The organism is Pseudomonas sp. R4-35-07, assembly GCF_003852235.1.
In the GTDB taxonomy this organism is placed as follows: domain Bacteria; phylum Pseudomonadota; class Gammaproteobacteria; order Pseudomonadales; family Pseudomonadaceae; genus Aquipseudomonas.
Map to the genome: position 1 here is coordinate 802,265 of NZ_CP027732.1, position 24,116 is coordinate 826,380.

General features: G+C 61.0%; 20 protein-coding genes, 1 rRNA gene and 1 pseudogene. 11 read left to right on the plus strand and 11 right to left on the minus strand.

The features are described 5' to 3' along the window. Positions 1-121 precede the first annotated feature (121 nt). The 4 genes from rrf to C4J89_RS03455 all read left to right on the plus strand — a co-directional run bounded on the left by rrf (position 122) and on the right by C4J89_RS03455 (position 3,964). Positions 122-237 (plus strand): 5S ribosomal RNA (gene rrf / locus C4J89_RS03440). Between the two features lie 161 nt (positions 238-398). After that, the gene (locus C4J89_RS03445; protein ID WP_124361152.1) at positions 399-1,058 is read left to right on the plus strand and encodes a paraquat-inducible protein A; all 660 of its coding nucleotides are present in this window, start codon (positions 399-401) and stop codon (positions 1,056-1,058) included. Beyond that, positions 1,045-1,668, plus strand: a complete 624-nt coding sequence (locus C4J89_RS03450) for a paraquat-inducible protein A (RefSeq protein ID WP_124361153.1) — start codon at positions 1,045-1,047, stop codon at positions 1,666-1,668. The genes C4J89_RS03445 and C4J89_RS03450 overlap by 14 nt, the downstream gene beginning before the upstream one ends. After that, on the plus strand, positions 1,661-3,964 hold the full coding sequence (locus C4J89_RS03455; protein ID WP_124413770.1) for a PqiB family protein: 2,304 nt from the start codon (positions 1,661-1,663) through the stop codon (positions 3,962-3,964). The genes C4J89_RS03450 and C4J89_RS03455 overlap by 8 nt, the downstream gene beginning before the upstream one ends. A 169-nt stretch (positions 3,965-4,133) precedes the next feature. Here the strand turns inward: C4J89_RS03455 and mksF are convergent, their stop codons facing one another. From mksF to mksB, 3 genes are read right to left on the minus strand one after another with little or no spacing between them, the layout of a single operon-like run. Beyond that, positions 4,134-6,974 carry an Mks condensin complex protein MksF gene (mksF, locus tag C4J89_RS03460; protein ID WP_124413771.1) on the minus strand — a complete coding sequence of 947 codons (2,841 nt, stop codon included), beginning with the start codon at positions 6,972-6,974 and terminating at the stop codon, positions 4,134-4,136. After that, positions 6,971-7,678: an Mks condensin complex protein MksE gene (mksE, locus tag C4J89_RS03465; protein WP_124361156.1), complete on the minus strand. Its 708-nt coding sequence runs from the start codon at positions 7,676-7,678 to the stop codon at positions 6,971-6,973. Before mksE ends, mksF begins: the two co-directional genes overlap by 4 nt. Next, positions 7,668-8,945 carry an Mks condensin complex protein MksB gene (gene mksB, locus C4J89_RS03470; protein WP_124361157.1) on the minus strand — a complete coding sequence of 426 codons (1,278 nt, stop codon included), beginning with the start codon at positions 8,943-8,945 and terminating at the stop codon, positions 7,668-7,670. The genes mksE and mksB overlap by 11 nt, the downstream gene beginning before the upstream one ends. A 187-nt stretch (positions 8,946-9,132) precedes the next feature. Here mksB and C4J89_RS03475 point away from each other — a divergent pair, with 187 nt between their 5' ends. Beyond that, on the plus strand, positions 9,133-9,876 hold the full coding sequence (locus tag C4J89_RS03475; RefSeq protein ID WP_124415991.1) for an energy transducer TonB: 744 nt from the start codon (positions 9,133-9,135) through the stop codon (positions 9,874-9,876). Beyond that, positions 9,869-10,321, plus strand: coding sequence for a ribosomal protein S18-alanine N-acetyltransferase (gene rimI / locus C4J89_RS03480; RefSeq protein WP_003188286.1), 453 nt, complete (start codon positions 9,869-9,871; stop codon positions 10,319-10,321). The genes C4J89_RS03475 and rimI overlap by 8 nt, the downstream gene beginning before the upstream one ends. A 56-nt stretch (positions 10,322-10,377) precedes the next feature. On the opposite strand, the gene C4J89_RS03485 is transcribed toward rimI, so the two are convergent. Next, positions 10,378-10,782 (minus strand): serine kinase/phosphatase, encoded by a 405-nt coding sequence (locus tag C4J89_RS03485; protein WP_124413772.1) that lies wholly within the window; start codon positions 10,780-10,782, stop codon positions 10,378-10,380. Between the two features lie 139 nt (positions 10,783-10,921). On the opposite strand from C4J89_RS03485, the gene can reads away from it, so the two are divergent. Then, on the plus strand, positions 10,922-11,566 hold the full coding sequence (gene can, locus C4J89_RS03490; protein WP_124361159.1) for a carbonate dehydratase: 645 nt from the start codon (positions 10,922-10,924) through the stop codon (positions 11,564-11,566). Here can and C4J89_RS03495 read toward each other — a convergent pair. The 3 genes from C4J89_RS03495 to acpA form a co-directional block, all read right to left on the minus strand. Beyond that, the gene (locus C4J89_RS03495; RefSeq protein ID WP_124413773.1) at positions 11,563-12,087 is read right to left on the minus strand and encodes an SET domain-containing protein-lysine N-methyltransferase; all 525 of its coding nucleotides are present in this window, start codon (positions 12,085-12,087) and stop codon (positions 11,563-11,565) included. The genes can and C4J89_RS03495 overlap by 4 nt on opposite strands. A gap of 139 nt (positions 12,088-12,226) precedes the next feature. Continuing rightward, on the minus strand, positions 12,227-13,396 hold the full coding sequence (locus C4J89_RS03500; RefSeq protein WP_124413774.1) for a hypothetical protein: 1,170 nt from the start codon (positions 13,394-13,396) through the stop codon (positions 12,227-12,229). Positions 13,397-13,518: 122 nt separating this feature from the next. Further along, on the minus strand, positions 13,519-15,219 hold the full coding sequence (acpA, locus tag C4J89_RS03505) for an acid phosphatase (protein ID WP_124413775.1): 1,701 nt from the start codon (positions 15,217-15,219) through the stop codon (positions 13,519-13,521). A gap of 156 nt (positions 15,220-15,375) precedes the next feature. Between acpA and C4J89_RS03510 the strand changes: the two genes are divergently transcribed. Next, positions 15,376-15,666, plus strand: a complete 291-nt coding sequence (locus tag C4J89_RS03510; protein ID WP_124361163.1) for a nucleotidyltransferase family protein — start codon at positions 15,376-15,378, stop codon at positions 15,664-15,666. Next, positions 15,663-16,004 (plus strand): DUF86 domain-containing protein, encoded by a 342-nt coding sequence (locus C4J89_RS03515; protein WP_124413776.1) that lies wholly within the window; start codon positions 15,663-15,665, stop codon positions 16,002-16,004. The genes C4J89_RS03510 and C4J89_RS03515 overlap by 4 nt, the downstream gene beginning before the upstream one ends. Positions 16,005-16,042: 38 nt before the next feature. Here C4J89_RS03515 and C4J89_RS03520 read toward each other — a convergent pair whose 3' ends face one another. Further along, positions 16,043-17,461: a short-chain fatty acid transporter gene (locus tag C4J89_RS03520; protein ID WP_124365724.1), complete on the minus strand. Its 1,419-nt coding sequence runs from the start codon at positions 17,459-17,461 to the stop codon at positions 16,043-16,045. A 185-nt stretch (positions 17,462-17,646) separates the two neighbouring features. Between C4J89_RS03520 and C4J89_RS03525 the strand changes: the two genes are divergently transcribed. Then, positions 17,647-18,936: an MFS transporter gene (locus C4J89_RS03525; RefSeq protein ID WP_124413777.1), complete on the plus strand. Its 1,290-nt coding sequence runs from the start codon at positions 17,647-17,649 to the stop codon at positions 18,934-18,936. 147 nt (positions 18,937-19,083) lie between these two features. Beyond that, positions 19,084-20,400, plus strand: coding sequence for a PAS domain-containing methyl-accepting chemotaxis protein (locus tag C4J89_RS03530; protein WP_124361167.1), 1,317 nt, complete (start codon positions 19,084-19,086; stop codon positions 20,398-20,400). A gap of 174 nt (positions 20,401-20,574) precedes the next feature. Here C4J89_RS03530 and C4J89_RS03535 read toward each other — a convergent pair. The 3 genes and pseudogenes from C4J89_RS03535 to ggt form a co-directional block, all read right to left on the minus strand. Then, a pseudogene (locus tag C4J89_RS03535) lies at positions 20,575-20,810 on the minus strand (hypothetical protein). A gap of 465 nt (positions 20,811-21,275) precedes the next feature. Further along, positions 21,276-22,085 (minus strand): AraC family transcriptional regulator, encoded by an 810-nt coding sequence (locus C4J89_RS03540; RefSeq protein WP_124361169.1) that lies wholly within the window; start codon positions 22,083-22,085, stop codon positions 21,276-21,278. A 141-nt stretch (positions 22,086-22,226) separates the two neighbouring features. Further along, positions 22,227-24,038, minus strand: coding sequence for a gamma-glutamyltransferase (gene ggt / locus C4J89_RS03545; protein WP_372238968.1), 1,812 nt, complete (start codon positions 24,036-24,038; stop codon positions 22,227-22,229). Positions 24,039-24,116 lie beyond the last annotated feature (78 nt).

Genomic DNA, 24,116 nt, shown 5'->3' on the forward strand with positions numbered 1-24,116 from the left:
CAGATTGCGGTGTGTGAAGACGCAATGAACCGAAAGTTCGATACTCACAAAACACCAATTTCTATTACATACCCAATTTGCTGAAGCGAGGCCATCTGGCCACGACTCAGTACCCGAATTTCTTGACGACCATAGAGCATTGGAACCACCTGATCCCATCCCGAACTCAGTAGTGAAACGATGCATCGCCGATGGTAGTGTGGGGTTTCCCCATGTGAGAGTAGGTCATCGTCAAGATTAAATTCCGAAACCCCATTTGCGAAAGCAGATGGGGTTTTGTTTTGGGCGGTCGAAAAGTGCCAATACTCCCCCAACACCTCTGACAAATTTGCACAGTTATTTCTGAACCAGACCACTAGAATAGGCACCTAACCTTTTTTAGAGCCCGAGCCCTATTTATGCCCGATCCGGTTGATGCCCTTGAGGTGTCGGACTTGCCCCTGGACGACTTGGTGGCATGCCATGAGTGCGACCTGCTGATGCGCAAACCCTCGCTCGCCCTCGGTGAGAAGGCTGAATGCCCGCGTTGCGGTTACGAGCTCTACGCTCATCGTCACAATGTCGTCGAGCGCAGCCTGGCGTTGGTGCTGGCAGCACTGCTGCTGTATATCCCCGCGAATTTTTTACCCATCATGCAGCTCAATCTACTCGGGCAGTCCTCGGAGGACACCGTGTGGACCGGCGTAGTTGGCCTGTTCAACACCGGTATGCAGGGCGTTGCTGCTGTGGTTTTCTTGTGCAGCATGGGCATTCCCCTGCTCAAATTGTTGTGCCAACTGGCTGTGCTGCTCAGTATCCGCTGGAGCATCGGTCGCAGTTATGGACTGCTGTTCTACCGCATCTACCACCATATGAAAGATTGGGGAATGCTGGAGGTCTACTTGATGGGCGTACTGGTGGCACTTGTGAAGCTGGCTGACATGGCCTCCATTACGCTTGGCTTGGGTCTGGTCTGCTTTGTAAGTCTGTTAATGGTTCAGATTCTGCTCGAGGTGGTGATGTCACCCCACCAGATCTGGCAAGCGCTGTCAGGAGAGGATGACCATGCGGGCAATTGATGCAGGCATTCTGATTTGTACCGAATGCCATGAGTTGAACAAGCAGCAAGCCGATGCCGATGAGCAGCTCTGCACCCGTTGCGGCGCGCTGATTCACCCACGTCGTCCCAATAGCCTCATACGCACCTGGGCACTGCTGGTGACTGCGGCGATCCTGTACATCCCGGCCAACCTGCTGCCGATCATGACCGTCAACTCTCTCGGCCAAGGCGACCCGAGCACCATCATGTCCGGCGTGATCCAACTGGTACAGCACGGCATGTTTCCGATTGCCGCCGTGGTGTTCATCGCCAGTATCCTGGTACCGACGTTCAAGCTTGTGGGCATCGGCCTGCTGCTGTTTTCGGTGCAGCGCCGGCAACCGCTGTCTGCGCAACAACGCATTATCATGTACCGCTTTATCGAATTCATCGGTCGCTGGTCCATGCTGGATATCTTCGTGATCGCCATCCTGGTGGCGGTCGTAAACTTTGGGCGGCTTGCCAGTGTCGAAGCCAATCTCGGCGCTGCAGCGTTTGCCAGTGTGGTGATCTTGACGATGTTTGCCGCAGTAACCTTCGATCCCCGACTGATTTGGGATAACACGGAGTCGGATGACGACCATGAGTGATTTGCCTAAAGCTAAAACCCGCCCCGCGTCCAACTGGTCGGCCATCTGGGTGTTGCCCCTGATCGCCCTGATCATCGGTGGCTGGCTGGGGTGGCGTGCCTACTCCCAGCAAGGTATCGAGATCCAGGTCCGCTTTGAAAGCGGCGAAGGCATTCAAGTCAACAAGACCGAAGTGGTCTACAAAGGCATGACGGTGGGCAAGGTCAAGGCCTTGGCGCTGGATGACGAAGGCAGCAATCGCGGGGTGATTGCCACCATCGAGATGAACAAGGACGTCGAACAATACCTCAAGACCAACACCCGCTTCTGGCTGGTCAAGCCCAGCGTCAGCCTCGCCGGCATCACTGGCCTGGAAACCCTGGTTTCGGGCAACTACATCGCCGCAAGCCCGGGGGATGGTGAGCCCACCCGCAAATTCAAGGCGCTTTCCGAGGAGCCGCCGTTATCCGACGCCAAGCCCGGCCTGCACCTGACCCTCAAGGCTGATCGCCTGGGTTCGCTGAACCGTGGCAGCCCGGTGTTCTACAAGCAGATCCAGGTGGGGCAGGTCAAAAGTTACTTGTTGTCTGAAGACCAGAGCACCGTCGAGATCAAGGTTTATATCGAACCGACCTACGCCAACCTGGTGCGCAAACACACGCGTTTCTGGAACGCCAGCGGCATCAGCATCGACGCCAATCTGTCCGGCGTGAAAGTGCGCAGTGAATCCCTCTCCAGTATCGTCGCCGGTGGTATTGCCTTCGCCACACCGGAAAACCGCAAAGACAGCCCGCCAACCGACCCGAGCCTGCCTTTTCGCTTGTACGAGGATTTCGACGCCGCCGCCGCGGGCATCAAGGTCAAGGTCAAGCTCACCGATTTCGAAGGCCTGCAGGCTGGACGCACTCCCGTGATGTACAAAGGTATCCAGGTCGGCAGCCTGAAAACCCTGAAGATCGACCCGGACCTGACCAGCGCCAGCGCTGAATTGACCCTCGACCCATTGGCCGAAGACTACCTGGTTCAGGACACGCAATTCTGGGTGGTCAAGCCATCCATCTCCCTGGCCGGCATTACCGGGCTGGAGGCCCTGGTCAAAGGGAACTACATCGCCATCCGCCCCGGCGACAAAGGCACCCCGCCACAACGTGAATACGTAGCGCGCGCCAAGGCGCCACCGTTGGATCTGCGCTCCCCAGGCCTGCACATGGTGTTGCTCACCGACAACCTCGGCTCGCTGGATGTCGGCAGCCCGATTCTGTACAAGCAGGTCAAGGTCGGTTCGGTACAGAGCTACCAGTTTTCACGCAAGAAAAAGCAATTGGTGATCGGCGTTCATATCGAGAAAGAGTATGAAAGCCTGGTCAACGGTTCGACACGTTTCTGGAATGCCAGCGGTGTCACCCTCACTGGTGGGCTTACCGGCGGTATCCAGGTAAAAAGTGAATCCCTGGCCAGTTTGATGGCCGGCGGTATCGCCTTCGAAACGCCGGAACCGAATGTGCCGCTGAAACGACGCATCCCCCGTTTCCGCTTGTTTGCTGATCGGGACGCTGCCAATCAGCATGGCACCCTGGTCACCATCAAGGTCGATCGCGCCGACGGCTTGAGCCCAGGCACGCCGGTGCGCTTCAAAGGCCTGGAAGTGGGCAAGCTCGAGAGCGTGGACCTGAGTGCCGACATGCAATCGGTGCTGCTCAAGGCGCGTATCACCCAGGTTGCGGACCGCATTGCGCGGGTTGGCAGCCAGTTCTGGGTGGTCAAGCCTGAATTGGGCTTGATGAAGACGGCAAATCTGGAAACCCTGGTCACCGGTCAATACATCGAAGTGCAACCGGCCGCGAAAAACGCCGGCCCGCAAAAGAGCTTTGTCGCCCTTGCCCAACCGCCTGAAGCCGCCCGCCAGGAGGCCGGCCTGAGCCTGACACTCAGCGCCGCACGCCGTGGTTCGCTCAAGGAAGGCGTGCCCGTCACCTACCGTGAAGTCACCGTGGGCAAAGTTACCGGCTATGAGTTGGGACAGACCGCCGACCGTGTCTTGGTGCACATCCTGATCGAGCCCAAATACGCGCCGTTGGTACGCAGTGGCAGTCGCTTCTGGAACACCAGCGGCTTCGGGCTCGACTTCGGCTTGTTCAAGGGCGCGACGGTGCGTACCGAGTCCCTGGAGACGTTGGTTGCCGGCGGTATCGCCTTTGCCACGCCTGAAGGCGAGCGCATGGGCAACCCGGTACGGCCGCAGCAGACCTTTGCACTGTTCGACAAGTTCGAGGATGAGTGGCTGACCTGGGCGCCGAAGATTCCACTCGGCAAATAGACCGAGGCGCGGCTATCGGGAGCAAGCCCCCTCCCACATTCCGATGTGTGAATACATTCAAGTGTGGGAGGGGGCTTGCCCCCGATGAGGCCTTGAAAAACACTGCAAAACCCACAAAAAAGGCCGCGATCCAAACGATCGCGGCCTTTCTGCCTTTCAGCGCTACACGTCAGACGGCATCCAACTCCGGCTCGTCCGCCTGCATGTTCAGGGTGGCCTTCACCGCATCGTGACGACGGATATATTTCCAGTCGGCCTCATCAATGTAGATCCCGTTCGGCCCGCTGCCGCCTTCCAGGTCGATCGCTACCTGGGCAGACACCTGCGGCTTCACGCTGGCCAGGATCGGCACGAAGCCCAACTGCAGGCTGGTTTCCAGCAACGCTGCCTGGTTCTTCTCATCGATATCCGCCGCCTCGTCGAGGTAGTACGGCAAGCGCACGCGACCGGCCTGGTCGCGGTCCATCAGGTGCAGCAACAAGTACATGTTGGTCAGCGCCTTGATGGTCATGGTGGTGCCGTTGGACGCGGCGCCGTCGATGTCGGTATGAATCACCGGTTGGCCGTTCACCTTGGTGATCTCGAACGCCAGCTCGAACAGGTCCTTGAGGCCCAGTTGGTTATGGTTGGCCGCCACGAGGCGGGCCAGGTATTCCTTGGCTTCTTCGTTCTTGTTGTCCTGCTCGGCGCTCTGGCTGAGGTCGAACACCGACAACGTTTCGCCTTCTTCATACTGACCGGCGCTGTGGATGATCTGGTCGATATGCTTGAGGGCTTCCTTGTTCGGCGCCAGCACGATGCGAAAGCTCTGCAGGTTGGAGACCTGGCGCTTGTTGATTTCGCGGTTGAACAACGCCAGTTGGTGTTCCAGGCTGTCGTAGTCGGTACGGATATTGCGCAAGGTTCGCGCAATATCGGTGACGGCCGCGCGGCGCGCCTTGCCCAGGGTCAACGCCTCATCGGTACGGTGCGCATAGGCGTTGATCAGCAGTTGCAGACGCCGCTCCATGTCGTCCTCGCTGTCGAACTTGGCTACGCCCTTGAGGCGCACCTGCGCATACAACGCTTCGATCTGGCCATCGGCGCGCAGTAAGCCTTGCCAGCTGTCCTGGTAGTCGTTGAGCAGCGGCAGCAGGTTGTCCATGGAGTCGTCGACCGGGTCCATGAACGGCGTGCCGAACGGCAGGTCCGCCGGCAATAGCTGGCGCCGGCGCAACGCGTCGTCCAGCGTACGCTGCTTGGCTTCCATATCGCCGATCTGGCGGCCGACCAATTGCAGCTTGGCCGACAGCTGCTGGACGCGCTCGGTGAACGCATCGCTGGAGCGCTTCAGTTCGTCCTGGGCCGCTTCCATCTGCGCGAGATTTTCCAGCTTCTCGCCTTCCTCCGCGCTCAGGGTCTGGGTGCGGCGGAAATCTTCCAGCGCCTTCTGCGCGTCCAATACCTGCTGGTACAGCGCTTCGGTCTGGGTCTTGCTCGCCGCTCGGTCGGAAGCGACCGCATGTTGGGTTTTCAGTTGCTTGAGTTCTTTTTCCAGGCGTTCTTTCTGGTCGCGCAACGCCGCGCGATCCGCCAGGGCCTGCAAAGCCGGTGGTTCGATGTGCGAGAGGTCGATGGACAGCCCCGGCACTTCGAAACGCTCGCCCTTGAAACCCTCGAGGATCTGTTCCAGGGATTTGACCCACTGGCCTTGCTCATCCAGCGTGATGCCATGTTCACCCAGGGGCAGGCTGAACAACGCGCTGTTGAACAGGCGCATCAAGCGCTCGACATCCTGTTGCGAGAATTCTTCGCGCAGCTTGGCGTAGCTGTTGTTGTCCGCGTGATCAAGCTGCTGCTTGACCGATTTCAAGCGTTTTTCCAGGTCGCGCAGACGCTCGTCCAGGTCCTCGGCGCTGAACTGACGCGACTGCGCCAGCGCACCCGCCAATTCGTCGTGAGCGTCCTTGGCCGCGAGCAATTGCTGCTCCAGCACCCGCACATCATCGACCAGCGCGAAGCGATGCTTGAGCACCGACAACTCGCCCAACCAGCGTTGGATGCCACTGATCTCGCGCTCCAGGCGCATCAGCTCCTGGGTGCCGCCACGCTGGTCGTTCTGCAGCGCATCCTGCTCGTTGCGATAGTGTTCGGCCTGGATCGTCAGCTCTTCCTTGCGCGCACTGGCGTAATCCGACCAGGTGCCCAACAGCGAATCGAGCAACGGCGACAGGCGATGCAATTTGCCGCGCAAAATGTCGCGCTGTTTCACGCCATTGGCGAGTGCTTCGACCAACGGCCCGGCGGCCACCAAGGAGTTGTAGTCCTGCTCCATGCGCCGTACATCGCGGAAGGCTTCTTCGCACGCGGCGATGTAATCGACGCTGCCGGAGCGCAGGCTGTGTTCAAACGCATCGAGGAACAATTGCTTGAGCTTGGCGGCGGTGATTTCGCGCATGTGCAGCAGGTTGATGAACAACGCACGGAATGTCTTCAGGCTCTGTTCGCTGGTGGAGCGCAGTGGGATCAGCGTCAGGTCCAGCGGGACCGAGGTGTGGCCGCCCACCAACAGGCGCCGCAGTTCGTCGGGCTTGAGCTCATAGGCCTTCAGGCCTTCGCGCTCAAGGTTGGTGAACAGCTCTTTCTGGCGCAGGCAGGTGTCGTTTTTCTGATAGTGGGCCAGGTCCAGCTTGCCGGCATAGGCGAAGAACTGATGACCGAAACCACCGCCCGGGCCGCGCCCGACCACGCCAATCACATGCGGGCCGTGGGGCAGCGAGACTTCCACGAGGATGTAGCTGGTGTCGGTGGCAAAGTAGAAGCGCCGCGATTGCTCCAGGGTGTACTTGCCGAAACTCATGTCCGACATGCGCGCCAGGATCGGGAACTGCAAGGCGTTGATCGACGCGGATTTACCCAGGTTGTTCGCGCCATACACCGACAACGGTTCTTCCAGCGGGAACAAACCCAGGCTGTAGCCCGCGGTATTCAACAGGGCGAAACGGCGTATGCCGTAGCGTTCCTTACTCATGCGTCGGTCTCCTGTTCTTCGGCAATGGCGCGGGCGAGGGCGTCTTCTTCGCTGTCTTCGGCGAAGTCACTCAAGTCCAGCGGGTCATCGGTCTTCAGCAGTTTTTCATCGCTGTCTTCGTCGATGATCACCGGCGCCGGCAACGGCAAGACGCTGTGCACACTGGCGGCGAGGTCGCGGTCCTGCTGGACCGACAGGCACACATCAAGGAAACGATGCATCGGCGGCAGGAAGCGATAGATGCCGTTGTCTTCGCTGGCAAAACCCAGCTGAGTCATACGGCGCATGATTTTTTCTTCGAGTTCTTCCTGGGTCTGCACTTCGGCCTGGATAAACAGGTCGCGGTATTTCTCCAGCAACGACGGCAGTTCATCGCGGCCCAGGCTGCCGCCATCGAGCACGGCAACCGGGTCGCGGCCCTGGTCGGCCAGGTGTTCGACGATGATGAAGGTGAACAACGCCAGGCGCTGGGCGGTCTTGTTCACCTGCGCGGCAGCCACGGCGGTGTCCGGCACGAAGTAGTAGAAACCCCGCGTATCGCACACCAGCTCAAAGCCCAGGGCCTTGAACAGCGTGCGGTACTGGTCCTGGAAATTCGACAGTTGTGCGTACAGCTCCGGGTCGCGGCGGCTGACGTGGTAGCCCTTGAACAGCTCGCGAAAGATCGGCGCCAGCTGGGACAGTTCGGATAGATCAAGATGCATTTGGGATGCTCGCAGAGTGCTCGGCCGCGTCAGAGCTGGCCGGGAGCAGGGCGAAGGAGCGCAGGCTGACCTGGTGCTCGTGGGTGTGGTAATCGCGGCGTTCCAGGCGCTCGCGCTTGAAGCGTTTTTCCCGCGAGAGCCGCGAGAACCAGTACAACAATTCGTCGGTGGCACCGTCCGGTTCCTGCTCGAGCAGCCAGGTCATCAGGTCCGGCATCGGCAGCGCGTCTTCGCAGCGTTCGAGCATTTCCTTGACCGTTCGCGGTGCGCGCGGGGCTTCGCCCTTGTGGGTTTTGTGGGCCTTGGGGAAACGCGCCGGTTTCGGCTCGAAATTCGCCAGGGCATACACATACGCCTCGACCTGGCTGGCACTGCCGAGGAAGGTGCTTTGCGGCCGGCTGAACATTGGCATGGCAGCCTGCGGCACCGCGTCCAGGCCTTTGCGGCGGATGGCCGACAGGGCCAGCGCCGCGCCACGGGTCACGGCGTTGTGCCGGCGTGCTTCTTCGCGCAGCGGCAACAACAGCTCGCGCGCATGGCGCAGGGTCAGCTGGGCGCTGGTCTGCATCTCGAGGATGCGCGCGTGGGTGCGCAGCAGCATGTCGTCGTCCACCAGGTGGCCGAGACGCTGCTGCTCGGTGAGCATGCGCAGCAGCACGTTTTCCACCTTGCGCACGCCTTGCTCGAACGCGCCGTCGGCGTTCACCAGTTGGATCATCGGTTCAACGTATTCGTCCCAGGTGGCCAACACCTCGGCGTAACGCTGGCGCAACGGGATCTGCCGGTCGCTGGTCTTGGCGCGGTCGGCCACGGCCGCGAGGGCCTGTTCGTCGTTGGCGAGTTTTTTCAGCACATCCCGTACGCGCATATCCAGCAGGCGCAATTGCCGGGCCAGGTCGTGGCCGTCACGGATGTCAAAAGCGTCCTGGATATAACCGGCCAGGCGCTCGAGGTGACGCAGGTAAGCTTCGATTTCCAGGCACAGGCCAAGCCGGTGCTCCTTGCGAAGATACGCCAGGAAATCGTGAATCTGCGCGTTGAGCTCGAACCGGTTCGGGCTCTTGGCCACCGGCACCAGGATATCCAGGCGGATCCACACGTCCAGCAAGCTGGTGATGTCCTGGGGCGTGCTGTCCAATTGTTGGGCGGCCAGTTGCGCGCGCAGTTCGCCCAGGCTCAGGGTGCCTTGGTCGAAGTGTTCGCACAGTGGCTCAAGTAAGGCCCAGTGTTCGGCGAGGGCGCGCAGGACGCGCTTGGGTTCGATCATGGGAAAGGCCGGCTGGTTGGCGATTAAAAGTCGCGATTGTACTGCATCGGGCGCGGGATTTATCCACAGCCGGTCAGTGTGCAGTGGGCGATTGTTGCCGAACAGCGGTAGAATCCCCGCTCTTTAGTTATCCACAAGTGGCTGAGCTGTGCTTACCGAGTCCCGACGTCGCGCTTACTTGAGCGCCATGCAGGTGGTCAACTGGCTGCCCCGCACCGAACTGCCGTTTGCCGCGCCGTCGCGGCCCGAGCTGTTGCAGGCGCCGGAGCCCTATGAGGCGTTCGCACCTTCAGGCGAGGAAGCCGCCGCGCCGGTGGCGGTCATCAAGCCTGTGCCCGAAACGCGGCCGACGCTGGAGCGCACGAAGATCGAGGTGCCGCGCCCGTCACCGGTGATCAAGCCGGTGGTTGCCGAGGAGGCGGCCCCGGTGGCCAAGGCCCCGGTCGTGCCGCCGCCACGCTTTGCCCTGCAACTGCTGCGCGCCGGGCGTTGCCTGCTGCTGGTGGAATTACCCACCGGCGAACGTTTCCAGTCGCGCGACCCGGCCTACCTGCTGCTCAAAGACATGCTGCGCGCCGCCGGCCTGCCCGACAGCCCGCAAATTGTCGGCGACCCGGTGCGCTGGCCACTGCTGGTGCGCGGCACCATGGACCAGGGCCCGGACGCTGCGCGGGATTTTGTACAGAGTTTTGTTGCGGCACGCCTGGAAGACGAGCCTTGCGTCTGCCTGTGGCTGATCGGCCTGCCCGCCGTGCGCTTTGCCGGTGAGGCGGATGCCGAAGCCTGGTACCGCGAACTGCAGGTTGAAGGCCTGGGTTCGGTATGGGCCCTGCCGGGCCTGGAATTATTAATGGAAGAGCCACAGCGTAAGGCTGATATCTGGCAAGCCATGCGCCGGCTGATGGCGCGCTGGAAAACAACCGATGAGTGAGGCTTTATCCTTCCGCCCGATGACCGAGGCAGACCTCGATGCCGTGCTGAAGATCGAATACGCAGCGTTCAGCCATCCATGGACCCGGGGCATCTTTCTCGACGGGCTGGGCAAATACCAGATCTGGCTGATGTTCGAAGGTGAGCAGCAGGTGGGCCATGGCGTGGTGCAGATCATCCTCGATGAGGCGCATCTGCTCAATATCACCGTGAAGCCGGAGAATCAGGGCCGAGGTTTGGGGTTGGCGCTGCTGGAGCATCTGATGTCCCGCGCGTATGCGGCCAATGCTCGTGAGTGTTTCCTGGAAGTGCGTGACAGCAATACCGGGGCGTTCCGCCTGTATGAGCGCTATGGCTTCAACGAGATTGGCCGTCGTCGCGATTACTACCCAGCCGTGGGCGGCCGCGAAGACGCGGTCGTGATGGCCTGCACCCTGGTCGACTAAACACCGAAATCCATGTGGGAGGGGGCTTGCCCCCTCCCACATTTTGAACTGCGTCGTCAGCGTTTGCCGTTGAGCGGATCCAGATCGGCCAGTTCGGCCTCATCCAACCCGTTCCCACCGCTAATCTCATCTTCATCGACGATGCTCAGGTCATAATCCGCCGCGCTATCTTCACCTTCCTCCCGTGCATCCCGCGCGCCGTCCTCATGGATCAGCGTTTCCGGGCTCATGTCATCATCGGTCGACTCATGGTCATCCGTCGAAGCACCGGTCAGCCCGGCTTCGCGTACCCGTTCGTCGGGCATCAGGTGCTCACGTTCGCCGCGGGGTATTTCGTCGCCGATTTCCGCTGTCTGGTCTTCTTCATCAAAATCCAGCTCGCGCATCGAACCCATGCGGTCTTCGTTATCATCAATGGGTTCGGGCTGCGTAGCGCCGTAGGGACGTCGTGATTCAGTCATGGCCAATCCTCATACTGTGGGGCTTATAGTGTGTGGACAGGCTTTGCGCCGCAAAGATTCAAGCTAATTTGCGCAAGGCGTGACCTGGACGAAGGCTTGTCAGTCACAAAACTGCGCATCATTCCTGAGGCTTTCCCTGATGAACGAACTACAAGACCTGCTAGACAACAACGAACGCTGGGCGGATGCGATCAAACAGGAAGATCCCGAATTCTTCGCCAAGCTCGCCCGCCAGCAAACTCCGGAATACCTGTGGATCGGCTGCTCCGATGCGCGTGTACCAGCCAACGAGATCGTCGGCATGTTGCCCGGTGATCTGTTCGTGCACCGCAACGTGGCCAACGTGGTGCTGCACACCGACCTCAATTGCCTGTCGGTGATCCAGTACGCGGTCGATGTGCTCAAGGTCAAACATATCCTCGTCACCGGCCACTATGGCTGCGGCGGTGTGCGCGCCGCGATGCAGGACCGTCAGTTCGGCCTGATCGACGGCTGGCTGCGCACCATTCGTGATCTCTACTACGAAAACCGCGACGTGTTGGCCCAGTTGCCCACCGAAGAAGAGCGCGTCGACCGCATGTGCGAGTTGAACGTGATTCAGCAAGTGGCCAACGTCGGCCATACCAGCATAGTGCAAAACGCCTGGCACCGCGGGCAAAGCCTGTCGATCCATGGCTGTATCTATGGCATCAAGGACGGCCGCTGGAAGAGCTTGAACACCACCATCAGTGGCTTCGAGCAATTGCCGCCGCAGTACCGTCTGCGGCCGTTGGGCGAAGTCTAAGTCCGTTTACGCTCGCGCCACCGGGCCATGAAGGCCTGGCCTTCGGCATTCAACGGCTCCTTGCTGCCGGTGATCCAACCCCGGCAGTTCAGCTCGCCGCAATGGCAGGCGAACTGCCGGAACAGCGTGTCTTCGGTGGTGGCATAGTCGAGGGTCAACCGGGTGTCGACGGCGATGGGCTGGACGGTCCAGAGTTCCAGGTAAGTGGTGTCGAGGAACACGTTCGGGTTGCAGGAATGCTGCAACAGGCCGCAGAACCAGGCGTCGTACAAGTGTATGCGTGGCGATAGCTGCAGCGTATGCGGGCGTTGTTCGATGACGGCGTAGCCGGAAATCCTGGCGATGCGCGTGCGACTGTCGAACGAGACGCGGGCCTTTATTCCGGTTGTCCTCCCACCCGTGCCTTGCACGATCTGGAAGTGACCGGTCGAGGGGTAACCCTGATCGACGAGCAGCGTCTTGAATGGGTAAAAGCATTCGGTCACAGCCGCTTTGGCCTTATCCATGGCTCGGGTTTTCATGACTCTCCTGGGAGCGCTGCATGGACCTGCGGGGGTGGATCGACGGCCAGTCTTGCAGCAAATGGGCGCTGCTCAAGACTCGCCGAAGTCAGAGCCGATTTCTACTGTCAAATCTGACAGTAGAAATCCTGGGTGCTCCTCACAGCGCGGGCGGTGCGAGGGTTGGGGCAGGGGCTGCATTGCGCAGCTGCTTCAGCTGGTCTTTGATAGCGGGCGTGGCGCATTTGGCGTTGGCCTGCTCCGGGGTCAGGTTGCGCACCGAGGTGTAGAACAGTTCGCAGGTCTGCTCCTTGCGCGTGACCTGCCAGGTGTTCATGCACGCCTTGAGCAATACATTCGCGTCGCTGGCGGGTTTCTGGCCCATGCCGGCTTGCCAGCAGGCTGCGCTCAGGTCTTGGCCCATCACTTTCAAGCCGGCCTCATCGGCCTTCTGCTCATTGCCGTCATACGTGTCCGGGCTGGCGGCGTACCAGATGTAGCTTGGGTGGTTGGCGCCGAGCACCGAGACCGGTCTGCCCGGCTCCGGGTTGATCTGCGCCAGGCCCAGCACCGCCACCGTTTGCCCGTATTGTTGCTTGATCCAACTGCGCACCGGCGCGCCGAAGGCCACCATCGGCAGCGAATCGCTGGGGCGCAGGCTCAGCTCCTTGACCATGCGGGTCTGGTAGTCGGTGAAGTAGCCGTAGACGGCTTCCAGGTCTTTACCCGCGTTGGACGGCGCGGCGATGGGGGCGATATCGATGATGGTCTGGTAGGCCGGGGTTTCGCTGGCAGGAATGCCATTGCTGGTGAGCAAGGTCGCCCAGCGGTCGGTGGTAGCCGATTCCAGGTAATCCTGGGCCTGGGTCAGCGAATAATCTGGCGGAAAGTGCAGCAGCTCGATGCTTTTGCGGTTTTCCAGGGCCATGCCCAGCGGCAGGAACAAGTACCAGTTATAGGCCCACTTGCCGTCTCTGTTGAGCTGGCTGGCACCTTGGTAAGCCAGGTCTGCGGTATCGAGCAGCGTGGTCAGGGGCTGGCCGTAACCGTCCGGCACGCCGCTGAAGGTTGCCGCGACCTGGCCGTCATGCACCTTGACGCTGACCTTGGCGCGGCTGTAGCCGTCACGTTGCAGGCTCTGGTTCAAATAATGCTCGGCGGTCTGCTCCAGCGTCCAGGACCGAAAACAGATCACGTTGCAGTTATTGGGAAACGCGAACAACTGGGTGACACGCTGTGTACTGCCCAACGGCACTTCGATGTCGGCCTGTACGACCGCACTGGCCAGCAGCGCAGCCAGGGTCAAGCACAGCCTGGTCGGTTTGAACATAATTGGTTCCTTGTCAGCGAAAGCCCGTCTGCGCGGGATGAAAGCCCACCCTCACACAGTAGCGGCTGACCGGGAAAACCGCGTGCTAAATCGCCACATGTGTCGCGATTGGATAAGTGAACCTACACGCTGAACTGCAAGGCATTGCTCAAATCCCCCATGGGTTTCTGGCCGCGCGCGATCATCGCGGCATCCCTTTGCTTGAGGCCGTCCAGGGTCTCCAGCTGAAACACGCGGGTGATCAAGCGCAGGATCGACGCGGTGTCGTAGAGCGTGTGGTCAACCGTGCCTTTGCGTGCGAACGGCGACACCACCAGGGCCGGAACCCGTGTGCCCGGGCCCCAGCGGTCGCCCTTGGGCGGTGCCACGTGGTCCCACCAGCCGCCGTTTTCATCGACGGTCACCACCACCACCATGTTGTTCCACTGCGGGCTTTCCTGCAGCAGCTTCAAGGCGCGGACGATATGGCGGTCGCCCGAGGCCACATCGGCATAGCCGGCGTGCATGTTCAGGTTGCCCTGGGGCTTGTAGAAGGTCACGGCGGGCAGCTTGCCCGCTTGGGCGTCGGCGAAGAACCTGTTGGTGCTCGACTCATCGCCCAACCCGCCGTCGCGCAGGCGTTTGTCGCGCTCGGCACGGTTCTCGGGGCCCTGCTGCTTGAAGTAATTGAATGGCTGATGGTGGTACTGGAAGTTCGGAATCTTGGGGATACCGCCCGAGTCCTTGAATTGCTCCAGGGTGGCTTGCCAGGCGCCAGCGTACCAGGCCCAGTCGATGTTCTTTTTCGAGAGCTTGTCGCCAATGTGTTCATGGGTTTGCGGCACCAGCACATTGGGCAGGTCCGGTTTGGCGTAGTCCGGGTTCTGCGGGTCGCGGATCCAGGTCGGCCAGTAGGGCGGAGCCAGCGTGTTGACGGCGTACCCGTCCGGCGTCAAGGCGCTGGGGCCGAACTGCGGCGGGCCAGTCATGGCGCTGGCCGGCGATGTGTCCAAGGGTTTGAGGCGCGTGTCTGTAGGGTCGTCGCTTTGCAGCGTGGCGATCTGCGCCTTGGCCACCGATTGCGCGGCATTCGGATAGATCGGTGCCGTGGCGCTGATCAGGTACTGATGGTTGAGGAACGAGCCACCAAACGCACCCTGGAAAAAGTTATCGCACAGCACAAACTCCTTGGCCACGTCCCACAGGCGCAGGGAATAGCGGCTCTGGGCGTAATGGCCCATCACCAGGCCACCGGAATCGCCCCAGGCAACGAAGCCGTCATTCTTGCCGCTGTTGATCTGCATCTGGTTCTGGTAGAACACATGCCACAGGTCGCGGGTCACCAGGCTCAGCGGCAAGTCCTGCGCATCCGGACCCTTGAGGGCGAACGGGGCGTTGGGCAGGTTCTCCTGGAATTGCACGGCGCTCGGGTAGGTCACGCCATCCACGCTTTGCGGGCTCACCTGCAACACGCCGCCCCAAGTCGGGGGAAGGGTGGTCAATACGCTGCCATCGCGGTCGCGTTGTTGAACGTCAGCCGCTGAAAGCGCCGAGAGAGGTTTCTCCAGCCCGGGGAAGTCTGCAAACAGATTGTTGAAGCTGCGGTTCTCGGCGTAGATCACCACGACGGTTTTCACATTGTCGCGTAAGGCTTTATCCAGCTCCTGCGAGGTGAGTGGGCGCGGCATCGGTTTTCCCGGTGCTTCGCCGGTATTGCCGCACGCACTCAGGGTCGCGCCCACGCCCAGTACCGCAGCGCCCCCCAGGAAGCGCCGGCGACTGCTGTCGACCGGCGGTTGGCCGACGGAATCCGTGGAAGGGCGGTCTACGTGCTCGTCACTCATTGCGCGGGAGTCCTTGGCGAGATGTTGCAAGATGTTTCGCAGGACGGTAGCAATGGAATGTGACGGAACAAAGACAGACCTATGATGAGTGGGCCGTGTCTACACCGCATAAGCGCTGCTAGACTGGCTTCCTGACACAGGCCGCCGAGGTGAACCGTGAAACCATCAATTGCACTTGATCTACAAAGAGCCGCTGTTAGAGAAGTGGTCGGGCGTTTTCGTATATCAAATCCGAGAGTGTTTGGGTCTGTATTACTGGGGACCGATCACGAAGGCAGTGACCTGGACCTGCTGGTCGACGCGCCGCCGGGAACGACACTTTTTGATCTCGGTGGGTTGCAGGTAGAGCTTGAAAGCTTGCTGGGCGTCAATGTGGATCTGCTGACCCCCGGTGATTTGCCTTTGAAGTTTCGCGCGAAGGTGTTGGCTGAGGCTCGTCCGGTATGACGGAAAATCGCCTTGGGGATTATCTGGAACACATCAAGCAAGCTTGCACTGACGCGATTACCTTTGTTGAGGGGTTAAGCAAAGAAGAGTTCTTGGAGGACAGGCGAACGCAACAAGCAGTGGTCATGAGCCTGATCATCATTGGTGAGGCGTCGACGAAAATCATGGACCGGCACCCCGACTTCGCTACAGAACATTCATACATTCCCTGGCGCAATATGCGCGCGATGCGCAATCGAATTGCTCACGGTTACTTCGATATCAACTTCGATGTCGTTTGGGACACGATACAAAGCGCATTGCCCGATTTGCTGGAGCGCCTTCCCCTCACTGAATGACCGTACCTATGTAATAGCAGGTACCGTCGGTCGCTATTTTATGGCATCACCGGCGGCAAATACGTCAACGTCGTCCCCAACGCCCACAGCAGGAACAACACCAGCGGCGTGTGCACCAGCAATTGCACGAACGAAAACCCGATCAGGTCCCGCGCCTTCAACCCCAATACCCCAAGCAACGGCAGCATATAGAACGGGTTGATCAAGTTCGGCAACGCTTCGGCCGCGTTGTAGATCTGCACCGCCCAGCCCAGGTGATACTGCAGGTCATTGGCCACTTGCATCACGTAAGGCGCTTCGATGATCCACTTGCCGCCGCCGGAGGGGATGAAGAAGCCCAGCACCGCCGAGTACACGCCCATCAGCAGCGCGTAGGTGTCGTGGGACGCAATGGAGGTGAAGAATAGTGAGATATGGTGCGCCAGGGTCTGGCCGTCGCCGCCCTTGACCACGGTCATCAGCGCCGCAATCGAGCCGTACAGCGGGAACTGGATCAGCACGCCCGTGGTGGTCGGCACGGCGCGGGCCACGGCATCGAGGAAGCTGCGCGGGCGCCAGTGCAGGAGCGCGCCGACCATGATGAACAGGAAGTTATAGGTGTTGAGCCCCGAGATGGCGCTGATCGCCGGTTTGGTCGAGAACTCGTGGAACAGCCAACCGGCCGCCAGCAGCGCCAGCAGAATAGTCAGCAACGGGCTGTGCTCCAGCCATTCGCCGGGTCGGGTCGGCGCCTGCGGCTTGGGCAGGTTGAATGCCGGGTCGACACCGCAGGCCTTGGCATCCCGCGCACTGTTCGGGCCCGGCGCGGTGGCGTAGGCGATGATCAGCGACACGATGATCAGCGCCAGCAACAGCACGCCGGATTGCCACAGGAAGATGGTCTCGGTAAACGGGATCATCCCGGTGATCGCCAGGATCGACGGCGGCAAGCTTCCCGGGTTGGCCTGCAACTGCGCGGCCGACGACGACAACCCCAGCGCCCACACGGCACCCAGGCCCAGGTAGGCCGCAGCGCCAGCGGCGCGGTAGTCCATGCGCAAATCCGTGCGACGGGCCAGCGCACGTACCAGCAGACCGCCGAACACCAGGGACAGGCCCCAGTTGAGCAAGGAGGCCACCATGGAAATCAACGCGACCCAGGCCACCGCCGAACGGCCGTTCTTCGGGATGCGCGCCAGGCGGTCAATCAGCTTTACCGCAGGCGGCGAACTGGCGACCACATAACCACCGATCACCACAAAGGCCATCTGCATGGTGAACGGGATCAGGCTCCAGAACCCGTCTCCAAAGGCTTTGGCGGCTTCGCTGGGCGCAGCACCCATGCCCAGGGTTGCCACGGCAACGATGATCACGGCGAGGGCGGCGAACACCCAGGAGTCGGGGAACCAGCGCTCGGCGAAGTTGGAGCAACGCAAGGCAAATCGGGCATAGCGGCTTTCTTCGATAGCATCGGCCACGAGTCTTTCCTCTTGTATTTATTATGGGGATGGCAGTTTTTCGGCATGTTCCTCCAAGGTCATTGATTTGGGAATGTAGTTATCTTCATTGATCAATGAGTAAAACAAATATATCCGTCGCGATTGCCATCATCCGGTTCAACTCATAACCTGCACGCCATTTTGTTTGTCTGCCGAGCCCGTACATGACTGCCACCTTTTCGTCACAGGCGCAGCGTTTTTCCCGCTCCGACTACAAAACCCTGGGCCTGGCCGCCCTCGGTGGCGCCTTGGAAATCTACGATTTCATTATCTTCGTGTTCTTCGCGCTGACCCTCAGCCAACTGTTTTTCCCCCCGGAAATGCCCGAGTGGCTACGCCTGCTGCAGAGCTTTGGCATCTTCGTCACCGGCTATCTCGCGCGCCCGTTGGGTGGCATTCTGATGGCGCACTTTGCCGATCACCTGGGACGCAAGCGCGTGTTCAGCCTGAGCATCCTGATGATGGCCTTGCCCTGCCTGCTGATCGGCATCATGCCGACCTACGCGCAAATCGGCTATTTCGCACCGCTGATCCTGCTGGCGCTGCGCGTGTTGCAAGGCGCTGCGGTGGGCGGTGAAGTGCCCAGCGCCTGGACCTTCGTCGCTGAACACGCCCCGCGCAGCCATCGCGGTTATGCCCTTGGTTTTCTGCAAGCCGGCCTGACGTTCGGCTACTTGCTCGGCGCACTCACGGCCACCCTGCTTGCACAGGTTTTTACCCCGGCCGAGATACTCGACTACGCCTGGCGCTTGCCCTTCCTGCTCGGCGGCGTATTCGGCGTGATTGGCGTATGGCTGCGCCGCTGGCTCAGCGAAACCCCGGTATTCCTCGAAATGCAGGCCCGCCGCCAGGCCGCTGCCGAACTGCCGCTGCGCACCGTATTGCGCGACCACCGCGCCGTGTTGCTGCCAGCGATGATCCTCACCTGTGTGCTCACGTCGGCGGTGGTGGTCCTGGTTGTCATCACCCCGACCATGATGCAGAAAACCTTCGGCATGAGCCCCAGCCACACCTTCGCCTTGAGCGCGTTGGGAATTGTGTTCCTCAACATCGGCTGCGTGCTGGCTGGCCTGCTGGTCGACCGCATTGGCGCCTGGCGCGCGGTGCTGGTCTACAGTCTGCTGCTGCCGGTGGGGGTGTTTATCCTGTATGCCAGCCTGATCAACGGCGGCGTCTGGCTGGGCGCGGCGTATGCCGTGGCCGGCTTGAGCTGCGGGGTGGTGGGCGCGGTGCCGTCGGTGATGATCGGACTGTTTCCGGCGCATGTGCGCGTATCGGGAATTTCCTTCACCTACAACATCGCCTATGCGCTGTGGGCGAGCACTACGCCGCTGATGTTGATTGCGTTGATGCCCACTAGTCCGTGGATTTGCGTGGGCTATTGCGTGGTGATGGGGGCGGTGGGGGTGGGGAGCGTGGCGCTGTTCGGCAAGCGCCACACCTTGGCGGGCTGAGGTTCAGGTCAGAAAGTGCCAGAGCAACAACGTGCCGACCATCATCAAGAGCGGAATATAGTTCGGCCAATGCCGCAAGCCCTCTTCAGAAAAGGCCAGCTGCGCCGATGCAGGTTAGACACCCACCTCACTTGCCATCGGTGCCCCATGTTCAATACCCGCCTGAAGCAGGAGCTGTCGGCTCTTCGCGAAGAATTGTCGAGCTTGCTCCAGGTCAAAGAGAGCCTGGAAAACGAAATGCTGTGTCTGACGCTCGGTCCTGATGGGCGGGTGGAGTGGGCGAATGCCAACTTCCTGAGGGAACTGGCCTACCCGTTGGGCGAGATTGTGGGGCGGCCGATCGAAGACCTGACGCCCGCCCACATCCGCCAGAACGAATTCCAGTTGCGCTTCAAGCATGCGCTGGCGCGTGGCGAACATTTCGCGGGTGCCGTGCGCCTGATGCGTGGCACTGGCAAAGAGGCGTGGCTACGCTCGATCCTACAGCCGGTGCGCAGTTCGGACGGGCGCCTCCTGCATTTTGCGATGTATTCCAGCGACCTCACGCGCACCATCGAGAGTTCGCGTGAACATGAAAACCTGATCACCGCGCTGATGCGCTCCACTGCGTTGATCGAGTTCGACCTGGACGGGCAGGTGCTCACCGCCAACGACCGCTTCCTCAACGCCATGGGTTACAGCCTGGCGCAGATCCAGGGTAAACATCACCGTATGTTTTGTGAACCGCAGGAATACAACAGCCCTGAGTATCAACAATTCTGGAAGCGCCTGAACGCCGGCGAGTTCGTCGCGGCGCGCTTCAAACGCGTGGACAGTCATGGCCGCCTGGTGTGGTTGGAAGCCACCTATAACCCGGTGGTTGACGCCAATGAGCGGCTGTACAAAGTGGTCAAGTTCGCCACGGTGATCACCGACCAGGTCAACCGCGAGCTTGCGGTGGCCGAGGCCGCCAACATTGCCTACAGCACCTCCCGGCAAACCGATGACAGCGCCCAGCGCGGCACCACTGTGGTGACCCAGGCGGTGGAGGTAATGCGTGACCTGGCCGAGCATATGCAGCGGGCCGGCGAAGGTATCGAGGCGTTGAACGCCCAGTCGCAAGTGATCGGCAGCATCGTCAAGACCATCAGCGGCATCGCTGAACAGACCAACCTGCTGGCGCTCAACGCGGCCATTGAAGCTGCGCGGGCCGGTGAGCAGGGACGTGGCTTTGCGGTGGTGGCCGATGAGGTGCGGCAATTGGCTTCTCGGACCAGCAAAGCCACCGAAGAAATAGTCGGCGTCGTGCGTCAGAACCAGGACATGGCCCGCGACGCAGTAGCCTTGATGGTAGGCGGCCGCCAGCAAGCCGAGCAAGGCCTGGCGCTGGCGGCGGAGGCGGGCACGGTGATCGTGGAGATTCAGGATGGCGCGCAAAAAGTGGTGAGTGCCGTCGGGCAATTTGCCAACCAACTGACGAACTGACTGATTAGGTTTTGTCCCTCAAAGCGCGCTCCAGCGCCGTGCGCGGTTTTGAATACAACAGCACTCAAATGTGGGAGGGGGCTTGCTCCCGATAGCAGTGTGTCAGCAGCATATCTGTCGCTGATACACCGCTATCGGGGGCAAGCCCCCTCCCACATTGGTTTTGTAGTGTTTTCAGGTTCGTGGCATGCAGTCGATGGTGCGATTTAGAACGGTTTGGCGATCTCCAGCAAATGCCACACGGCGTGGATCTTGGCTCGGTCGTGGGGTTGCAGATGGTCGCAACAGTCCCACACCGTGGCCGATGCGCTATGGATCAGATGGGAAATATAAAGTTGGGCATCTTCGAAGCTGAGTTCTTCATTGACGACGAGGCAATCCATGGGTGGATCGGGAAGTGCTTTGGTCATGGTGTGGCTCCTATTGAACAAGGGAGCGACCACCAACGCTGCTAAACGTAGGGTGGCAGCTGTACGCGGGTTAGCAGACCGGTCAATAGGAAACCAGCGCACCCGAAGGTGCCCCACGCACAGCCGCCATAATGCAGTGTGAACGTGTGCCTATTGAACTCAGGCTGCTAAACCCGATCACTGAAATTCAGCGACGGACCGAAGACTAGCCATCGATTCCAACAGGCACAAGGCGGCGGGGATTGTCTCGGAAACGTCCTGCAATTTAAAGGGACACGGCTTGCTGGCCCTTTACAAACCATGACCAAATGCCAACAACGCCACATTTTTGAATGCATTCCAAGTCAAGATCGTTCCCACGCTCCTGCGTGGGAATGCAGCCCGTGACGCTCCGCGTCACCTGTGCGCTGGCGGGACGCGGAGCGTCCCAGGAGGCATTCCCACGCAGAGCGCGGGAACGATCAATCAGCGCCCGAGCATCTTCACCCAGCGCGACGGCGGCATGCCGTAGGCGCTGCGAAACTGCCGAGTCATGTGGCTTTGGTCGGTGAAGCCGGCGGTCATTGCCGCATCCACCAGTGGCAGGCCCTGGGCCAACAATTGGCGCACCAGGTCCAAGCGACGCATGGTCAGGTAGCGGTAGGGGCTGGTGCCGAACAGCAGGCGGAAATCCCGCGACAATGCCCAGCGGTCGCGCTCGGCGTGCTCGGCCATTTCATCCAGGGTGATGCTGCGGCCCAGGGCGCTGTGGATAAATTCCCGGGCGCGCTCGGCGGCGATGTAGTCAAAGGATTTGCGGCTGGTGATTGCGCCGCACGCGTCGCTCAGCGTTTGGGCCAGGTCGAACATCGCGTCCTGCTCCTGCATCGCGTCGATCGGGCAATCCAGGCTTTGCAGCAACACTTCGCTGGCGCGATGCAGCCGAGGGTCGGTGGACACACCGCCGGGTATGAAGGGCAACGGCTTACCGCCGAGGATCTGCTGGATCAGCGCCGGCTGCACATAAATCATCCGGTACTTGAAGCCCTCCGCGCTGCCTGCGCGGCCGTCATGGACTTCATCGGGGTGAATGACCATGGTGGTGCCGGGCAAGCTATGGGTCATGCCGCCGCGATAATGAAAACTCTGCACGCCGAACAACGTGCGGCCGATGGCGTAAGTGTCATGGCGATGAGGGTCGAACGCAAAGCCGGCAAAGTACGCCTCGATACGGTCCAGGCCGCTGGCGTGCGGGGCGCGGTGCAGCCAGTCGAGGGTGTGGGTAGGGTTGCCCATGGTGACTTGTCACAAAAGGAGGTGGAAACACGTTAACCCAGTCTGTATGCCTTGTCTGCCGAGGTCTTGTACGATCGTGCAGAGGCTGGCGAGCCTTGGCAAGAAGCCTTGCTTTGAACTCGCCGCGCCACACAGGGCGGGTCAATCGCCCAGTGCTTCGCCTTCGCGCCGTGGGTCTGCACCGCCGCTGAGTGACACCTTGCCCTGAGCATCCCGTGTGCGAACGATCGCCTGGACGCCGCTGGTCATATCGATCTCGCTCAGCGCATGGCCCTTGCTCTTCAATGCCTGCTTCACGCCCGGGCTGAACAACCCGGCTTCCAGTTCGGTGGCGCCGTTGCGGCTACCGAAATTGGGCAGGCTGATGGCAGCTTGCGGGTCGAGTTTCCAATCGAGCATGGCCACCAGTGATTTGCTCACGTACTCGATGATCTGCGAGCCGCCCGGCGAACCCACCGTGGCCAGCAATTCACCGCTCTGACGATCGAACACCAGCGTCGGTGCCATGGCCGAACGCGGACGCTTGCCGGGCTGCACGCGGTTGGCGACGGGCTGGCCGTTTTCCTCGGCAATGAACGAGAAGTCGGTCATCTGGTTATTGAGCAAAAAGCCCTGCACCATCACATGGGAGCCGAACGCTGCTTCCACTGTGGTGGTCATCGAAACGGCGCCGCCCTGGTCATCCACGGCCACCACTTGTGAGGTGGAGATGCGCAGCGGCGATCGGTCTGGCGCGTAGGCTACCTGGATGCCCGCCGGTTGGCCTGGCTTGGCCATGCCCATGCTGCGTTCACCGATCAGTGCGGCGCGCCGGGCCAGGTAATCAGGGGCGGTGAGACCTGCGGCCGGCACCGGCGTAAAGTCCGCATCGGCCACGTAAAGTGCACGGTCAGCGAAGGCCAGGCGCCCGGCTTCGGCGATCAGGTGCACGGCTTCGGGCGTCGGCTCAAGCCCGGCGGGCGAGGTGCTTCGGATCGGCGTCATCGGCGCGATGGCCAGGCGTGGATCGCGGGCCTCCAACGCCTGCAACGTCCCGAGGATTTGCGCAACGGCGATCCCACCCGACGATGGCGGCGGCATGCCACACACCTTCCAGTGTTTGTAGTCGGTACACAGCGGTGTGCGCTCCCTGGCGGCGTAGCCCGTAAGGTCGGCCTGAGTCAGGCTGCCAGCGTTGCGATTGCCTTGCACCTTGCGCGCGATCTCATCGGCTATCGGGCCGTGATACAGCGCATCCGGCCCTTCCTTGGCGATGCGTTTGAACACCTTCGCCAGCGCCGGGTTCTTCAACAGCGTGCCGGTGGCTTTTGGCGACCCATCGGCGTTCAGAAAGTAAGCGGCCATGTCCGGCGATTGCGCGATAAAGCGGTCGGCCGCGATCAAGCTGTGCAAGCGCGGGGAAATCGCGAAACCCTGTTCGGACAACCGAATCGCCGGTTCGAACAGCTTGGCCCATTGCAGATGGCCGTGCTGCTTGTGCGCCATTTCCAGTGCCCGCAATACCCCTGGCGTACCCACCGAGCGCCCGCCAATCTGCGCATCGGTGAACGCCATCGGCGTACCGTCGGCGTTCAGGAATAGCCGCTCTGTCGCCCCGGCCGGGGCGGTTTCACGGCCATCATAGGCGTGCACGTTTGCGCCGTCCCACAGCATGATAAAGGCGCCTCCGCCGATGCCGGAGGACTGCGGTTCCACCAGCGTCAGCACCGCTTGCATGGCGATCGCCGCATCGATTGCCGAGCCGCCCTGGCGCAACATCTCGCGCCCGGCTTGGGCGGCCAGCGGGTTGGCGGCGGCGGCCATATGACGTTCGGCGTGGCGGGGGGCGAGGTCGGTGCGATAGCCCGAACCCAGCTCCGGGGCGGGCGGTGGTTCATTGATTGCGGTGTGGCAGCCGGCCAGGGCGAGGGTGGTGGCAACTATTGCCAATTGACGGCGGGAAATAAAAAGCACGCGCTGAACTCCGTTCATCTTGAGAATGATCTGGTCTTCCTGTCGGCAGACTTTAACGCACGAAAGACGGGGAGGGGC

Excerpts from the sequence above, each read along its gene's own strand:
- C4J89_RS03445 (WP_124361152.1), top strand. The coding sequence starts at position 399 with ATGCCCGATCCGGTTGATGCCCTTGAGGTGTCGGACTTGCCCCTGGAC.
- C4J89_RS03450 (WP_124361153.1), top strand. The coding sequence starts at position 1,045 with ATGCGGGCAATTGATGCAGGCATTCTGATTTGTACCGAATGCCATGAG.
- C4J89_RS03455 (WP_124413770.1), top strand. The coding sequence starts at position 1,661 with ATGAGTGATTTGCCTAAAGCTAAAACCCGCCCCGCGTCCAACTGGTCG.
- mksF (WP_124413771.1), bottom strand. The coding sequence starts at position 6,974 with ATGAGTAAGGAACGCTACGGCATACGCCGTTTCGCCCTGTTGAATACC.
- mksE (WP_124361156.1), bottom strand. The coding sequence starts at position 7,678 with ATGCATCTTGATCTATCCGAACTGTCCCAGCTGGCGCCGATCTTTCGC.
- mksB (WP_124361157.1), bottom strand. The coding sequence starts at position 8,945 with ATGATCGAACCCAAGCGCGTCCTGCGCGCCCTCGCCGAACACTGGGCC.
- C4J89_RS03475 (WP_124415991.1), top strand. The coding sequence starts at position 9,133 with ATGCAGGTGGTCAACTGGCTGCCCCGCACCGAACTGCCGTTTGCCGCG.
- rimI (WP_003188286.1), top strand. The coding sequence starts at position 9,869 with ATGAGTGAGGCTTTATCCTTCCGCCCGATGACCGAGGCAGACCTCGAT.
- C4J89_RS03485 (WP_124413772.1), bottom strand. The coding sequence starts at position 10,782 with ATGACTGAATCACGACGTCCCTACGGCGCTACGCAGCCCGAACCCATT.
- can (WP_124361159.1), top strand. The coding sequence starts at position 10,922 with ATGAACGAACTACAAGACCTGCTAGACAACAACGAACGCTGGGCGGAT.
- C4J89_RS03495 (WP_124413773.1), bottom strand. The coding sequence starts at position 12,087 with ATGAAAACCCGAGCCATGGATAAGGCCAAAGCGGCTGTGACCGAATGC.
- C4J89_RS03500 (WP_124413774.1), bottom strand. The coding sequence starts at position 13,396 with ATGTTCAAACCGACCAGGCTGTGCTTGACCCTGGCTGCGCTGCTGGCC.
- acpA (WP_124413775.1), bottom strand. The coding sequence starts at position 15,219 with ATGAGTGACGAGCACGTAGACCGCCCTTCCACGGATTCCGTCGGCCAA.
- C4J89_RS03515 (WP_124413776.1), top strand. The coding sequence starts at position 15,663 with ATGACGGAAAATCGCCTTGGGGATTATCTGGAACACATCAAGCAAGCT.
- C4J89_RS03525 (WP_124413777.1), top strand. The coding sequence starts at position 17,647 with ATGACTGCCACCTTTTCGTCACAGGCGCAGCGTTTTTCCCGCTCCGAC.
- C4J89_RS03530 (WP_124361167.1), top strand. The coding sequence starts at position 19,084 with ATGTTCAATACCCGCCTGAAGCAGGAGCTGTCGGCTCTTCGCGAAGAA.
- C4J89_RS03540 (WP_124361169.1), bottom strand. The coding sequence starts at position 22,085 with ATGGGCAACCCTACCCACACCCTCGACTGGCTGCACCGCGCCCCGCAC.